This window comes from Collinsella sp. SGI.178 (assembly GCF_050313495.1).
In the GTDB taxonomy this organism is placed as follows: Bacteria; Actinomycetota; Coriobacteriia; order Coriobacteriales; family Coriobacteriaceae; genus Collinsella.
Window position 1 is genome coordinate 1 of sequence record NZ_JBNPLM010000010.1, and the last position, 12,867, is coordinate 12,867.

Sequence of the window (12,867 nt, forward strand, 5' to 3'; positions counted from 1 at the left end):
GCCGTCGCCAGTGGGCTCCTCGTAATAATATGAGCTGTAATCCGAATCGTCCGAATAACTAGAATCGTCCGAGCTTTCCGACGAACCGGCCGTACCGTAGGCGTAATCGTCAGAAGTATGGTTGCTCAAATCACCGATTGTGGAGCTGGTTCCGTCGGATAGGCCCATGGTGTTTGGTCCCTTAGGATCCTTGCCGGCATCGACGCGCGCCATCATCTCCTTAAGCTCGTCCTCGTAGACAAAGACATAGCTCTGGCCGTCGATCATGGTGGTTTCATCTGCGTAGGAAGGCAGATTCGCCGAATAGATGCCATCGACATCCATGCCGCGCATAGCATTGACCGTAGACACGATGTCCTGAACGCTCATATCGGTCACAAGCATATCGGACAGCGAATTAACCAGGTCGAAGACCTTCGTAGCATCAAAGTTGTTGAGAATCTGGTTGGCAAGGGCACCAAGCACCTGGCGTTGGTGACGCATGCGCGTATAGTCGCCGTCGGCATAGGTATAGCGGCAACGGGCATAGGTGAGCGCGGTAGCACCGTCCATGTGCTGCTGGCCTGCCGTAATCTTAATGTCCAGATGCTCGGGGTCATCGACATCGTCGGTGGCGTTGATGTCGATACCGCCCACAGAGTCAATCAATGATTGCATACCGTCAAAGCTAACCTCGGCATAGTGGGAAATCTGCACGCCGCACAGCTCATTGACCGCTTGAACCATGGCCTCGGCACCGCCATAGGTATGGCAGGCGTTGATCTTCATGGTTTCGCCGTTATAGACAACCTTGGTATCACGTGGAATGGATATAAGCGTAGCCTGCTTTTGCGTAGGGTCGATGCGCGCCAAGATAATTGAATCGGAGCGATACGTGTCCTCGCCCGGACGACCATCGGTACCCAAAAGAAGCACGTAGAACGGATCCTTGGCCTCATTGGTATCCACCAAGATATGGCGCAGATTGTCGGTAATGACATTGGAATCGCCGAGCTTGCCCATAATGTTGGCGAACCACAGCCCGGCGGCAGTCGTAGCGCTCAACAGCACGCCAAGCACGGCGATAAGCGCAACGCGACGGATTGTCTGGCCGCGGCGGCGCTGACGAGCGCGCTCGGAGTAGCGTGCAACATTATCGCGACTGTAGATCTTGGCCTGTGCGCCGGTTGAAGGTCTTCGAGTATCCGCTAAGGGCTTCTTATTATTAAACATAGGCAACCTGCATTAGTAGATGACGGGATCGGGAACCGTGGCGTGCTCGACGTTTGCACCAAGTGCCTGCAGTTTTTCGACAAACTGCTCATAGCCACGTTTGATGTGATGGATGGCCGAGACCTCGGTAACGCCGTCGGCGATAAGGCCAGCAACGACGAGCGCGGCGCCGCCGCGCAGATCAGGCGAGGTAACCTGTGCACCCGAGAACCCCTTGACGCCATGAATCATGGCGTGATGGCTTTCGATGCGGATATCCGCGCCCATACGGACCAGCTCCGACGCGAACATGAAGCGGTTCTCGAAGATATTCTCGGTAATCACAGAGCTGCCATCAGCAAGAGCGGAAAGCACCATGATCTGCGCCTGCATGTCCGTCGGGAAGCCCGGGAACGGGAGTGTCTGAATATCGACCGGCCTGATGTGCTCGACACGACTCACGTGAACGCCATTCTCGATTCGCTCACACTCGATACCCATGAGCTCCATCTTCTTGAGCACCATGCCCAAGTGAATGGGGCAAAAGCCCGTAACGTCGACACCGCGGTCATCGGCCATCAGAGCACCGGCAACGATAAAGGTGCCGGCCTCGATGCGGTCGCCCACCACGCGATGGGTAACGGGATGCAGCTCGTCCACACCTTCGATGGTCACGACGGGCGTGCCGGCGCCAACAATCTTGGCGCCCATCTCGTTGAGCATATTGGCAAGGTCGACGATCTCGGGCTCGCGAGCCGCATTATCGATAACCGTAGTGCCTTGTGCGCGCACGGCCGCCATGATGAGGTTCTCGGTAGCGCCGACGCTGGCAAATTCAAGCGTAACCGTGGTACCACGCAGCCCCTGAGGAGCGTTGGCATTGATGTAACCGTGTGCAGTGTCGAATTCTACGCCCAGCGCCTCAAGACCCAAGATGTGCATGTCGATCTTACGGGCACCCAGATTGCAGCCACCCGGCATGGCAATCTTGGCACGATGGAAACGGCCCAGCAGGGGACCCATCACGGCCGTGGAGGCGCGCATCTTGGCGACAAGCTCGTAGGGAGCCTCCCAGGAATCAACCTGAGAAGTGTCGATCTCGAGCGTATGCTCATCGAGAACGTCAATCTTGGCGCCCATACCCTTGAGCACCTTGCCCATAACATGGACATCCGAGATATCGGGCACGTTCTGCAGCGTCGTCTTCCCCGGTGCCAGAAGCGTTGCCGCCATGAGTTTGAGTGCAGAGTTCTTTGCACCCGAAACGGGCACGGAGCCTCCGATGGTGTGGCCACCTTCAACACGGATAATATCCAAGGTCTACCCTTTCAAAAAGCATGCCCGGGATGGCTGGGCCATCCCGGGCATGATGTGTTCGCAAATGGTCGAACGCCAAATCGTTTGACTATTGGGCAAGCATGAGCTTACACCATGCGATTTCATTATAGAGGTAGGCGCGGCGTGCATCATCCTCCGACAAATTACCCAGCTTCTCTTCAAAACCTTGAATATCAGCTTTAAGCTTGTCGGCATCGACGGTCGCCAAATCGCAAGCGCGCTCGGCGAGAACGGTCACGACATCGTCCGCAACCTGGGCATAGCCGCCGGCCACGGCAAACGTGTGGTCGACAGTGCCCATGGCCTTATCGGAGACGCGAACGTAACCGCGGTCGATCGTGCAGATCTCGCTGGAGTGAGCAGGCAGAACGCCAAACTCGCCATCCGTGGACGGAATCGACACAAACGCAGCGTCGCCCTCATAGGCGCAGCTCACGGGGCACACGATGCGGATACGCATAACCTACTTCTCCCCCATCTTGCGGGCGCGCTCGCGCACGTCCTCAATCGTGGAAGCATAGCGGAAAGCCTGCTCGGGCAGGTCATCGGCCTTGCCGTCGACAATCTCGGCGAAGGAGCGGACGGTATCCTCGACGCGAACGTAGACACCGGGGTTGCCGGTGAACTTCTCGGCAACGTGGAAGGACTGCGAGAGGAACTGCTGAATCTTACGAGCGCGGTTGACCGTAAGGCGCTGCTCCTCGGACAGCTCGTCCATACCCAGAATGGCGATGATGTCCTGAAGGTCGGAGTACTCCTGCAGGAGCTCCTGGACCTTAACGGCGACACGGTAGTGCTCCTCGCCGACGATCGAGGGATCGAGGGCGTCGGAGGAAGACGCGAGCGGGTCGATGGCCGGGAACAAGCCGAGTGACGAAATGCTACGCGAAAGAACCGTAGTGGCATCGAGGTGCGTAAACGTCGTGGCGGGAGCCGGGTCGGTCAGGTCGTCTGCGGGGACGTAGACAGCCTGAACGGAGGTGATGGAGCCCGTCTTGGTCGAGGTGATGCGCTCCTGAAGGTCGCCCATCTCGGTAGCCAGCGTGGGCTGGTAGCCAACGGCGGACGGCATACGACCCAGAAGGGCGGAAACCTCGGAACCGGCTTGGGAGAAGCGGAAGATGTTATCGATGAACAGCAGAACGTCCTGACCACGATCGCGGAAGTACTCGGCGGTGGTAAGGCCGGCCAGACCGATGCGCAGACGCGCTCCAGGCGGCTCGTTCATCTGACCATAGACCAAGCAGGTCTTGTCGATAACGCCCGAATCGCTCATCTCGAGATAAAGGTCGGTACCCTCACGGGTACGCTCGCCGACGCCGGTAAACACCGAGGTGCCACCGTGCTCCTGAGCGAGGTTGTTGATGAGCTCCTGAATCAGAACGGTCTTGCCGACGCCGGCGCCACCGAACAGACCAGTTTTGCCGCCACGGATGTAGGGCTCGAGCAGGTCGACGGCCTTAATGCCGGTCTCGAAAATCTCGGTCTTGGTAGTGAGCTCGTCAAAGCGGGGCGCTGCATGGTGGATGGGATAGAACTCCTCCACCTCGGGCATGGGCTTGCCGTCGACGGGCTTGCCCATGACGTTCCAGATGCGACCGAGTGTCTTGGGGCCAACGGGCATCTTCATGGGCTCACCGGTATCGGTGGCGATGAGGCCGCGCTGCAGGCCGTCGGTCGAGGACATGGCGACCGTGCGGACGACGCCGCCCGGAAGCTGGCTCTCGACCTCGAGGATCGTGCTCAGGTGACCGATCGGGGTCTCGGCCTCGACCGTGAGCGCGTTGTAGATCGGGGGCACCGCGCCGTCAAACTTGACGTCGACGACAGGACCGATAATACGCACGATGCGACCATCACCGGCAGTCGTCTTCTTGGTGGCTTCCTCGACCGCAAGCTTTACGGTGTTATTAGCCATTACTGTTCCTCCAATGCTGAGGCTCCGCCGACGATCTCGTTAATCTCGGTCGTGATCGAAGCCTGACGCACGCGACTATACGTGCGGGTAAGGGTCGAGATGATCGCGGTGGCGTTTTCCGTCGCGGAGTGCATCGCCTTGCGGCGTGCACCCTGCTCGGCGGCAGCCGAATCGATCAAGGCCTGGTAGATGACCGTCAGGATATACGACGGTACAAGCTTGCCGAGAACATGCTCGGGAGAGGGCACGAACTCGAATGTGGACGAGATACGCTTAGGGGCGTCGGCCTCGTTCTTACGCGGACCGTGGGCCATAGCGATCATCTCGGGATCGAGCGGCAGCAAGTGCTCGACGCGAAGCTCCTGATCCACGCGGTTCTTGGCGTGGTGGTAGACAAGCTCGACACGGTCAAGCTCACCGGCACGATACGCATCGCAGATATGAGAGGAGATCATGCGGGCCTGATTGAAATCGGGCTCAGAGGAGTTGCCCTCAAAGTGCATGATGACGTTTGCGCGGTCACGGAAATACGTGGCCGGTTTGCGCCCACACGCGATGATCTCGCACTCGATGCCGTCGTTCGCCCAAGAAGCGGCGAGCTTTTCGGCCGTGCGCTCCACCGTCGTATTGAAACCGCCGGCAAGGCCGCGGTCCGAGGCGATAACGACAATCAGGCCATGCTTGACGCTCTCATGCTTCTGCAGCATGGGATCGGTGCCCGAACAGGAGGCGTCGCCGGCGACCGTCAACATGACGTCGGTCAGCGCCTCCTTATAGGGTTCGGCCTGCTTGGAGCGATCGAGGGCACGACGGATCTTGGCCGTAGAGACCATCTCCATCGTGCGCGTGATCTGCTTGGTCGTGGTAACCGAGGAGATTCGCTTCTTAATGTCGCGAAGGTTGGCCATAGGGCTTAGTTCTCCTCTGATCCAGTCGTATCGGCATGGTGTTTGGCCATGAACTGCTGCTTAAAGTCGCCGATGACGCGCAGGAGCTCAGCCTTGGTGTCATCGTCGATCTTCTTGGCGCGAACCTTGTCGAGCAGCGAACCAAAGCCGTTGTCCAGGTACTCGATAAGCTCGGCGCGGAAAGGCAGCACGTCGGCAATCTCGAGATCGTCGAGGAAGCCCTCGTTGCCTGCAAACAGAACTGCAATCTGCTCGCCAACCTCAAACGGTTTGTAGCGCGACTGCTTAAGGAGCTCAGTCATGCGAGCGCCATGGGTAAGCTGCTTTTGCGTGGCCTCGTCGAGGTCGGAGCCGAACTGCGTAAAGCCGGCGAGCTCCTGGTATGAAGCGAGGTCCAGACGGAGGTTGCCGGCGACCTGCTTCATAGCCTTGGTCTGTGCGTCGCCACCGACGCGGGACACGGAGATGCCCACGTCGACTGCCGGGCGCTGACCCTGGAAGAAGAGCTCGGACTGCAGGTAGATCTGACCATCGGTAATGGAAATGACGTTGGTCGGAATGTAGGCCGAGACGTCGCCGTCCTGGGTCTCGATGATCGGCAGAGCCGTCATGGAGCCGTAACCGTTCTTCTTGGACATCTTGACGGCACGCTCGAGCAGACGAGAGTGCAGGTAGAAGATGTCGCCAGGATAGGCCTCGCGTCCGGGCGGACGATGCAGCGTCAGCGACATCTGACGGTAGGCCACAGCCTGCTTGGACAGGTCGTCGTAGATGACAAGCACATGGCCGCCGGGGTTGGTCTCGCTGGCGGGCTTGCCGTCCTCGCCGTTGTACATGAAGAACTCGCCGATAGCGGCACCGGCCATAGGCGCGATGTACTGCATAGGGGCGGAATCGGCAGCGGTGGCCGAAACGATGATGGTGTAGTCGAGCGCGCCGTGCTGAGCGAGGGTCTCGCGGATGTTGGCAACCGTGGAGGCCTTCTGGCCGATAGCGACGTAGATGCAGACCATGCCCTTGCCACGCTGGTTGAGGATAGCGTCGATGGCGATAGCGGTCTTACCGGTCTTACGGTCGCCGATGATAAGCTCGCGCTGGCCGCGGCCGATAGGCACCATGGAGTCGATAGCCAACAGGCCAGTCTGAACCGGCTCGCATACCGGGGTACGGTCGATGACACCGGGGGCCTTGAACTCGATAGGACGACGGTGCGTGGCGACAATGTCACCCAAACCGTCGATGGGCTGGCCGAGCGGATTGACGACGCGGCCGAGCATGGCACGGCTCACGGGGATATCCATAATGCGGCCAGTGGTGCGGCACTCGTCGCCTTCCTTGATGGAGTCGACGGCACCGAACAGAACGGCGCCGACCTCGTCACGGTCAAGGTTCTGGGCAAGGCCGAAGACGGTCTCACCGGTATCGGAGCTCTTGAACTCCAGAAGCTCGCCTGCCATGGCGCTCTTGAGGCCGGAGACGCGCGCGATGCCGTCACCTACCTCGTCGACCGTTGAAACCTCATGCGTATCGACCGTCGCGGAGAGGTTCGTGAGCTGCTCCTGCAGTTTCTTGGCGATATCCTGGGCATTGAGGGTTTCGGACATTAGGCTTCACCTCCGTACGAATTAGCAGAGTTTGCGAGGGTCTCCTGTGCGATGCGCAGCTGCGTCTTGACGGAAATGTCACGACGCTCGCCGCGGGCCTCGAGCACCAGGCCGCCCACGATAGACGGATCGACCTGCTCGATAAGGAATACCTTGCGGCCGAAGTCCTGCTCGCATTTCTTAGTGATGGTTTGACGCAGCTCGTCGTCGAGCGGGATCGCCGTGGTGACGGTCACGCCCACTACATCCTCGTCTTCCTCGGCAACATACTTAAAGGCAGCTGCCACCTTGGGAAGAAGGTCGAGCTGGTCGCGCTTGGACATGGTGTCGAGCACGGCGATGATCTCGGGGCTGGCGGAAGCCAGGCGCTCGATCATCTCGAGGTCCTCGAACACATGGTTCTCGGCCTTGGCGGCTTCCATGAGGGAGCGCGCGTAGGTCTCGAGCACCTTGTCCTGATAGCGGCTAGTCGGCATTCAGGCTACCTGCTTCCTGGATGTAGCGCTCGATGAGCTTCTTCTGCTCGGTCTCGTCCTCGAGTGCCTCGCCCACGATCTTGGTGGCGACGGCAACGGACAGGTCGGCGATGGAGCTCGCGGCACCGGCGTAGATGGACTTGCGCTCGTCCTCGACGGTCGTATGGGCCTTGGCGATGATCTCCTCGGCCTCCTTGTGAGCAGCCTCGATGATACGGGCGCGCTCGGACTCGGCGTCCTTACGGGCCTCGAGAACAATGTCGGCAGCCTGACGACGGGCGTCGGTGACGATCGAATCGGACTCAGCGCGCTTGGCGATGGCCTCCTGCTTGGTCTTCTCGGCCTCATCGAGGCTCTCCTCGATCTTCTTGCCGCGCTCCTCCATGGTTTTCATGATGCCCGGCAGGGCGACCTTTGCCAGCACGATCCAGATGATCAGGAAGGCGATAAGCGCCGGGATGAACTCCGCCATCTTAGGGATGAGGATGTCCGCACCGGCAGCGCCGTCCTCGGCGAACGCGGAAACCGGCATAAGCAGCGCGGCCGCGGACGCGGAGAGTGCGATCGCGCTCTTCTGGGATGAAAGATTCATACTTGACGCTCCGTGCTATTTAACGATCAGCGCGACAACGAAGCCGATCAGAGCCAGAGCCTCGCCGAAGGCGGAGCCCATGATGAAGACGGTGAACACGCGGCCCTGGACCTCAGGCTGACGGGCCATAGCACCCGTAGCACCCAGAGCAGACAGGCCGATAGCAAGACCAGCGCCGATAACACCGAGACCGTAACCGATAACTCCCACGATTCCTCCTTTGTCGTGCGTGTCTTATTTCACGCAGGATAACCTTTTTATAACTGCCGGGCTCCATGGGTACGGGCACCGGCGGTTTAACGAATTGCCTTACCTTTAAGGCGCGAACGGAAGACTACTCCTCCTCCGCGACCTCCTCTGCCTCGGAGACATACACGGCGGTAAGGACCGTGAAGACGTAAGCCTGGATGGCGCCGACCACAAGCTCGATCGCATAGATCAGGATGAGGATGGCAAGCCAGGCCAGCGAAGGCAGGGCGCCGACGGCGTGGGCCGCGGAAACCTGCTGAAGCAGCGGCTGCATGAACATGCTCGCCATGATGGCGAACGAGCCCATGACCACGTGTCCTGCGAACATGTTGCAGAACAGACGGACGGCGAGCGTGATGAGGCGCAGGAAGGTCGAGAAAAGCTCGACGACCCACACAAGGACGTTCATCGGGAAGCTCACGCCCTGCGGGGCGAGGCTCTTGATGTAGCCGATCACGCCGTGAGCCTTGCATCCGTAGTAGATGAAGTACACGAAGGCGAAGATGGCGAGCGCGGCGGTGGAGCCGATTGCGCCGGTGCCGGGCTTCATTCCCGGAATCAGGCCGATCATGTTATTGATCAGGATGAACAGGAAAAGCGAGCACAGGAACGGGAAGTGCTTCTTCCAGTTCTCACCCACGACGCCCTTGCCGATATCGTTCTCGACGTACTCGATGATGTACTCGAAACCGTTGACGAAGAAGCCCTTGGGAACCAGGGTCTGTTTCTTCTTGAACACGGCCAGGACGATCAGGAGCACGATCGTGGAGACGATCAGCCAAAACGAGTACTGCGTGATGCCGCAGCCCAGATCGCCCACGACAGGGGTGGAGCTGAACTCGCTGACCAGATGATTAATCTCATCAGGCAGCTTTTCAAAAATTTCCACGACTTACCTTTCGACCTCATGAGGATCTCGCAGCGCCTTGGCGACACGAACCGTGCAGGCGGCCATAAAGGCCACGAAGCCGATCGCCTCGCCCAGGAGGAACATGCGAAATGCCTCTCCGAACAACACAAACACAACCAAGGTAAAGACGAGCAGGGCGATTGCCGAGACCGCCAGACTCACCATACCCTTGAGCATGTCCGCATTCTGTTTATCGTCAAGAACCGGCTTGAGCGTAAAGACAAAGGGAAGAAAGGCGACCGCGCCCGCGATGGCGCCTGCAACGATAGCGAGCAGATCGGCTATCTGAAACACTGGCGTCCTCACTTTCTTTTTTAACGCTTCACAGAACAGTTCCCGCCAAACATTGGTGACTATTGTACGAGCCAATCGCTAAAGTACAACCGAAAAAGCATCGGTTAATACGCACCTGTTCGTTTTCTTAAGACCTTCTTTATGCCGCAGGTACGGTAATACGTTTTTCTCGAACCCTGCAGGGCAAAACGTCCGTTAACAGGAGTGCGCGCGGTCGACTTTTGTTCGTCCGCGCGAACCGTTTCTTCGTATTTGCAGCCGCGGCCGTCTTAGCCCAGCGACTAGAGCGTGCCGTAGATGCGGTCGCCGGCGTCGCCGAGGCCGGGAACGATGTAGGCAGCCTCGTTAAGATGGTCGTCGATGGCACAGGTGTAGATATGCACATCTGGGTCCTTCTCGGTCAGCGACTTGAGGCCCTCGGGGGCCGCGACGATGCACAGCATGCGGATGTCCTTGACACCGCGCTCGCGCAGGTAGCTGATGGCCATCTCGGCCGAACCGCCCGTGGCGAGCATGGGGTCGACAACCAGGCAGATGCGCTGGTCGATATCCTTGGGCATCTTGCAGTAATACTCATGCGGTTCGTGGGTAACCTCGTCGCGCTCCATACCGATGTGTCCCACGCGAGCGGAGGGCACCAGGTCGAGGATGCCGTCGACCATGCCAAGGCCCGCACGCAGGATGGGCACGATGGCGAGTTTCTTGCCGGCGAGCTGTTTGAACGTGGCGGTAGTGATGGGAGTCTCGACCTCGACGTCTTCCATAGGCAGGTCGCGCATGGCCTCGTAGCCGTCAAAAAGCGCGAGTTCGCGCACGAGCTGGCGGAACTGATTGGTGCCGGTGTTTTTGTCGCGCAGGATCGACAGCTTGTGCTGAACGAGCGGATGATCGACAAGCGTCACACGGGACGCATCGTAGGTGACGGTCATGGGTCTTGCCCCTTTCGTTGCGGCCACAAAATGGCCTTGCTGACAAGGCGCGCAGCAATGTTGCCGCCGCGCGCCATACACAAGTTTAGCGGTTTGCTGTATCGAGTGGCCCGTCGCAGCCCTACTGTGCGGTACTGAGCGAGCGCTTGACCGCATCGCGCCAGCCCGCAAGGTTTTGCTCGCGGCGCTCGGCGGACATGTGGGGAAGGAAGGTCCTAACAATCTGGGCATTTTGCTCCAGCTCTTCCAGGTCTTCCCAATAGCCGACGGCAAGGCCCGCCAAGTACGCGGCACCGATTGCCGTGGTCTCCACCGTCTCGCATTGCAGCACGGGGATATCCAGCAGGTCGGCCTGGAATTGCATGATGAACTCGTTGCGCGACGCGCCGCCATCGACAGACAGGCGTTCGATCGAAAGCCCCACGTCCTGCTCCATGGCGCGCAGCACGTCGTAGCTCTGATATGCCATGGATTCGCAGGCGGCACGTACGATGGTCGCACGGCTCGAGGCGCCGGTCAGACCGCACACGATACCGCGGGCACGCGGGTCCCACCAGGGAGCGCCCAAACCCGCAAAGGCGGGAACGAAGTAGCAGCCCTCGTTGTCGTTAATCGAAGCGGCGAGTTGTGCCGACTCGCTCACGCTCGAGATGATGCCCATGTTGTTGCGCAGCCAGTTCATGGTGGAGCCGGCGGCAAAGATGGAACCCTCGAGTGCATAGCTGATCTTCCCGTCCGCGGCGATACCGATGGTGGAGACCAGACCGTTCTTGGATTCGACGACCTCGTCGCCGGTGTTCATGAGCATAAAGCAACCAGTACCATAGGTGTTTTTGGTCTGGCCGGGATGGAAACAGCAGTGGCCGAACAGCGACGCCTGCTGGTCGCCCGCCACGCCCATGATGGGTGGCATGTTGGTCATGATGTCGCTCGCGACGCGGCCGTAGTCGCCCGAACTCCAACGAACCTCGGGCATCATGGAACGTGGAACGTCAAAGAGCGCCAGCAGGTCGTCGTCCCAATCGAGCGTATGGATATTAAAGAGTGCCGTGCGGCTGGCATTGGTGTAGTCGGTGGCAAACACCTGGCTGCCGGTGAGGTTGTAGATGAGCCAGGTGTCGATGGTGCCAAACATGAGGTCGCCCGCCGCCGCGCTCTCGCGTGCGCCGTCGACGTTGTCGAGAATCCACTGCACCTTGGAGGCCGAGAAATACGGGTCGAGCGTAAGCCCCGTGCGGGAGCGCACCAGCTCTTCTGCGCCCTGCTCAACCAAATTATCGATCAGAGACGCGGTGCGACGGCACTGCCATACGATGGCGTTATAGATGGGCTGGCCGCTCACGCGGTCCCAGACCACCGTGGTCTCACGCTGATTGGAGATACCGATGGCGGCGATGCGATCGGAATGAATCCCGCTCTTAAACTGAACCTCCATCATGACCGCAATCTGGCTGGCAAGGACCGCCATGGGGTCTTGCTCCACCCAACCGGGACGCGGGAAGCTGGTTTTGACGCTGCGGCGCGCTTGGGCGACGATGCAGCCGTACTCGTCGACGATGGTCGCAAGTACCGAGGTGGTGCCGCAGTCGAGCGCCATGATGTAGGAACCGCCAAAGTCAAACGAGGCATCTTCCATGCCCAGACTGCCCAGATTCAACGACATCGCTTACACCTTTCTGTTGCATCGGGTCGGACAGGACCCGCTCAATCTCTGACGCGGGAAGTGCGCCTTGGCGCAGGATCTGGAGCCCGCCGTGCTGGAACGACACGATGGTCGAAGCGTCGCGGCACGGCGTCTCGCCCGCGTCGACGGCCACGTCGACCCCTTCTAGAATGCGGTCTTCAACGTCGGCAAAGCTTGCCGGCGCGGGCGCGCCGTGTGTATTGGCGCTCGTACAGGCAAGTGGGCTGCCACAGGTGCAGATGAGCGCCTGTACCACGGGCGATGCCGACGCGCGAAGAGCCACCGTGTCGTCGGCGGCACGCATAAAGGTCGGCACGCAGGGAGCCGCCTTGACCACAATAGTCAGGGCGCCCGGCCAGCATCGTCGGGCAAGTATGCGTGCCTCTTCTGGGATATCCACGCCGTAGCGGTCGAGGGCCTCGGCATCATCGACCAGCCAGGCGACCGTTTGGGTGAGCTCACGCTGCTTGAGGGTAAAGATGCGACGGTAGCCGGTACCGAGCGCGGGCACCGCGGCGCCGTTGACGGCAGCCTGCGGATCGCGCGGCCACGGCAGAGATTCGCTTGTATCTTGGGGCACGGCGTCCGAGAAGGCGTTGACTGCCACAGCGACGCCATAGACGGTCTCGGTCGGGATCAGGGCCAGGCCGCCACGGCCGAGCACCTCGGCCGTACGCTCGACGGCGAGCCGATGCGGCTCGCGCGCTCCCTCGAATACCCGATAGACCGTCTGCATGTGTATGCCAGCCCCTTACGCTCTGGTGAAAGTTTGTT

Annotated in this window: 14 protein-coding genes; all 14 read right to left on the minus strand. The window is 60.0% G+C overall.

Features of this window, described 5'->3' with window-relative positions; genetic code table 11:
* Window positions 1-1,212: LCP family protein (locus tag ACQRAQ_RS04340; protein WP_427794049.1), on the minus strand; the 1,212-nt coding region annotated here is incomplete at its 3' end.
* 12 nt (window positions 1,213-1,224) lie between these two features.
* On the minus strand, window positions 1,225-2,508 hold the full coding sequence (gene murA, locus ACQRAQ_RS04345; RefSeq protein WP_154518387.1) for a UDP-N-acetylglucosamine 1-carboxyvinyltransferase: 1,284 nt from the start codon (window positions 2,506-2,508) through the stop codon (window positions 1,225-1,227).
* An 88-nt stretch (window positions 2,509-2,596) separates the two neighbouring features.
* Entirely contained in the window at window positions 2,597-2,989 is a 393-nt protein-coding gene (gene atpC / locus ACQRAQ_RS04350) for an ATP synthase F1 subunit epsilon (RefSeq protein WP_154518384.1), read from the minus strand.
* A 3-nt stretch (window positions 2,990-2,992) separates the two neighbouring features.
* Complete coding sequence (atpD, locus tag ACQRAQ_RS04355; RefSeq protein ID WP_427747819.1) at window positions 2,993-4,447, minus strand: F0F1 ATP synthase subunit beta; 1,455 nt, start codon at window positions 4,445-4,447, stop codon at window positions 2,993-2,995.
* Complete coding sequence (gene atpG / locus ACQRAQ_RS04360; RefSeq protein ID WP_427747818.1) at window positions 4,447-5,355, minus strand: ATP synthase F1 subunit gamma; 909 nt, start codon at window positions 5,353-5,355, stop codon at window positions 4,447-4,449. The genes atpD and atpG overlap by 1 nt, the downstream gene beginning before the upstream one ends.
* Before the next feature lie 5 nt (window positions 5,356-5,360).
* The gene (gene atpA, locus ACQRAQ_RS04365) at window positions 5,361-6,959 is read right to left on the minus strand and encodes a F0F1 ATP synthase subunit alpha (RefSeq protein ID WP_427719698.1); all 1,599 of its coding nucleotides are present in this window, start codon (window positions 6,957-6,959) and stop codon (window positions 5,361-5,363) included.
* A complete protein-coding gene (locus tag ACQRAQ_RS04370; protein ID WP_117770553.1) occupies window positions 6,959-7,435 on the minus strand; it encodes a F0F1 ATP synthase subunit delta in 477 nt (158 codons plus the stop codon). Before ACQRAQ_RS04370 ends, atpA begins: the two co-directional genes overlap by 1 nt.
* Window positions 7,425-8,027, minus strand: coding sequence for a F0F1 ATP synthase subunit B (gene atpF / locus ACQRAQ_RS04375; protein WP_117716380.1), 603 nt, complete (start codon window positions 8,025-8,027; stop codon window positions 7,425-7,427). Before atpF ends, ACQRAQ_RS04370 begins: the two co-directional genes overlap by 11 nt.
* A gap of 15 nt (window positions 8,028-8,042) precedes the next feature.
* On the minus strand, window positions 8,043-8,237 hold the full coding sequence (locus ACQRAQ_RS04380) for an ATP synthase subunit C (RefSeq protein ID WP_022094262.1): 195 nt from the start codon (window positions 8,235-8,237) through the stop codon (window positions 8,043-8,045).
* A 124-nt stretch (window positions 8,238-8,361) separates the two neighbouring features.
* Window positions 8,362-9,165 (minus strand): F0F1 ATP synthase subunit A, encoded by an 804-nt coding sequence (gene atpB / locus ACQRAQ_RS04385; protein WP_195234836.1) that lies wholly within the window; start codon window positions 9,163-9,165, stop codon window positions 8,362-8,364.
* Window positions 9,166-9,168: 3 nt separating this feature from the next.
* Window positions 9,169-9,480, minus strand: a complete 312-nt coding sequence (locus ACQRAQ_RS04390) for a hypothetical protein (RefSeq protein ID WP_055286330.1) — start codon at window positions 9,478-9,480, stop codon at window positions 9,169-9,171.
* Between the two features lie 281 nt (window positions 9,481-9,761).
* The gene (upp, locus tag ACQRAQ_RS04395; protein WP_040359658.1) at window positions 9,762-10,409 is read right to left on the minus strand and encodes a uracil phosphoribosyltransferase; all 648 of its coding nucleotides are present in this window, start codon (window positions 10,407-10,409) and stop codon (window positions 9,762-9,764) included.
* Between the two features lie 121 nt (window positions 10,410-10,530).
* The gene (glpK, locus tag ACQRAQ_RS04400) at window positions 10,531-12,072 is read right to left on the minus strand and encodes a glycerol kinase GlpK (protein ID WP_154518372.1); all 1,542 of its coding nucleotides are present in this window, start codon (window positions 12,070-12,072) and stop codon (window positions 10,531-10,533) included.
* Window positions 12,026-12,829, minus strand: a complete 804-nt coding sequence (locus ACQRAQ_RS04405) for an L-threonylcarbamoyladenylate synthase (RefSeq protein WP_427747817.1) — start codon at window positions 12,827-12,829, stop codon at window positions 12,026-12,028. The genes glpK and ACQRAQ_RS04405 overlap by 47 nt, the downstream gene beginning before the upstream one ends.
* Window positions 12,830-12,867 lie beyond the last annotated feature (38 nt).